Annotated in this window: 2 protein-coding genes; both read right to left on the bottom strand. The window is 38.3% G+C overall.

Going from position 1 to position 1,776, the window contains the following annotated elements; all coding sequences use genetic code 11:
* Positions 1 to 291, bottom strand: a 291-nt coding sequence (locus tag VXQ92_RS16665) for a hypothetical protein (RefSeq protein WP_416682571.1), incomplete at its 3' end; no start/stop codon positions are given.
* A 188-nt stretch (positions 292 to 479) separates the two neighbouring features.
* Complete coding sequence (locus VXQ92_RS16660) at positions 480 to 1,436, bottom strand: TerC family protein (RefSeq protein WP_000447698.1); 957 nt, start codon at positions 1,434 to 1,436, stop codon at positions 480 to 482.
* Between the last annotated feature and the right edge of the window lie 340 nt (positions 1,437 to 1,776).

Here is a 1,776-nt window from a genome sequence, read left to right as displayed (position 1 = left end):
ACTTGAAATAATGGGGCGACCTACACTCAAATTGCTGTAAGGATGCAAAGTATTTCCGTGATAAGAAACTTCCCGATTATTTTGATAATACGCAGGCCCTAAATAGCGGCTTCCAACATAGCTAGACCCATGTCCACTTGAGCTATTTTCTTGTTTACATGTTTCATTATTCCAGTCGCGAGCACAGTCATATTGGTTGTTATATACGTCTTGTACTAAAGGACCATCATTATGGCTACATGCCGTGAGTAATAGTGGGACAACGACAAGATTAATTTTTTTAGAACGCATGAGACTCCACACATTTTAATAAATATATTCGGCATAAAATACCGATTAGCTATTATCTATTATGTTTCTGATTAGGAAAGATAAATTTTAGGTTGGCATATGATATTAACCTGTTTTTTTAAAGTACAGTCTCTTTTGAAGATTTAGATAACAAGGCATCTTACATGTAGATGCCTTGTTGTGATGAATTAGGACTGCAATTGCTTTTTGTTGTGTCGTAAAGAAAGGTAAGCAGTGATTGCTAACACTATGACGATAAAGCTTAATGAGATCCAGATTGGCATGTGGAATACATCAAGCAACAACATTTTTGCACCAATGAACAATAAGATAATGCCTAAGCCGTATGGCAAGTAATGCAATTTAGTCGCAGCGCCAGCAAGTAAAAAGAACATTGCGCGTAAACCTAAAATTGCCATTAAGTTCGCCGTTAAAACAATAAACGGGTCGCTAGTTACCGCGAAAATAGCAGGAATAGAATCTACTGCGAAAATCACGTCTGAAGCTTCAACCAAAATCAAAACTAGAAATAACGGTGTTGCCCATAATAAACCGTTTTGGCGTACAAAAAATTTGTCACCTTCAAGCTGTGGCGTAATACGCATATGGTTACGTAACCATTTTAAAAGCTTGATATCTTCAATATTGGTTTCTTCTTCTTGGCCTTTTAAGAACTTAAAGCCTGTATATACCAAGAACGCGCCGAAGATATAAAGTACCCAAGAAAACTCTTGAACGAACCATGCACCAATAAAAATAAAGAGGGTACGCAGTACGATTGCGCCTAATACGCCGTAGAGCAAAATTTTACGTTGTAGCGCAGCCGGTATAGCAAACGCTGCGAAAATCATTAACCAGACGAAAACGTTGTCAATTGCGAGGGACTTTTCGAGTAAGTAACCTGCAAAGTATTCCATAGTTTTTTGGTTTGCTAAGGTCACCCCAACTGTTTGTTGTAGGTAAAGCCATAAACCACCACCAAATAAGGCTGCAACGCTTACCCACGCCACGCTCCAGTAAGCAGCTTGCTTAATTGAGACATCTTGACCTTGTTTTTGCTTAAAGCCCAAGAAGTCAATCAGAAGCATGACAATGACTATGCCAAAGAATGCTACGTACAGCCATAAATTGCCGATTGTTTCCATAAATCCTCCATACATCCGGCAATTGGGCATAAAAAAACCTCGACCAGTTGCCAGATGAATTAAACATCTGTATCAACATGATCAAGGTCTTGCCTACACCATGAATTTCACGATGCTCAGATACCGACTTTTTAATAAAAGTGTATTGACGATATCTGACACATAACATTGCTGTTATGTTTGGAGGAGGCTACTCCCCTTGTCAAACTAAATTCTGTTTTGGATAAAACATATCCAAGTCCACATAGAATGGCAGATTTTTTTGTATTACGCAACTGAACTTCATGTGGTGGTTTTACTACATAAAAGCTCTAGAGGTTATTTAATCAAACCACGGTCT

Source organism: Acinetobacter sp. 228, from assembly GCF_048147885.1.
This window is presented reverse-complemented; position numbering and strand designations above follow the sequence as displayed.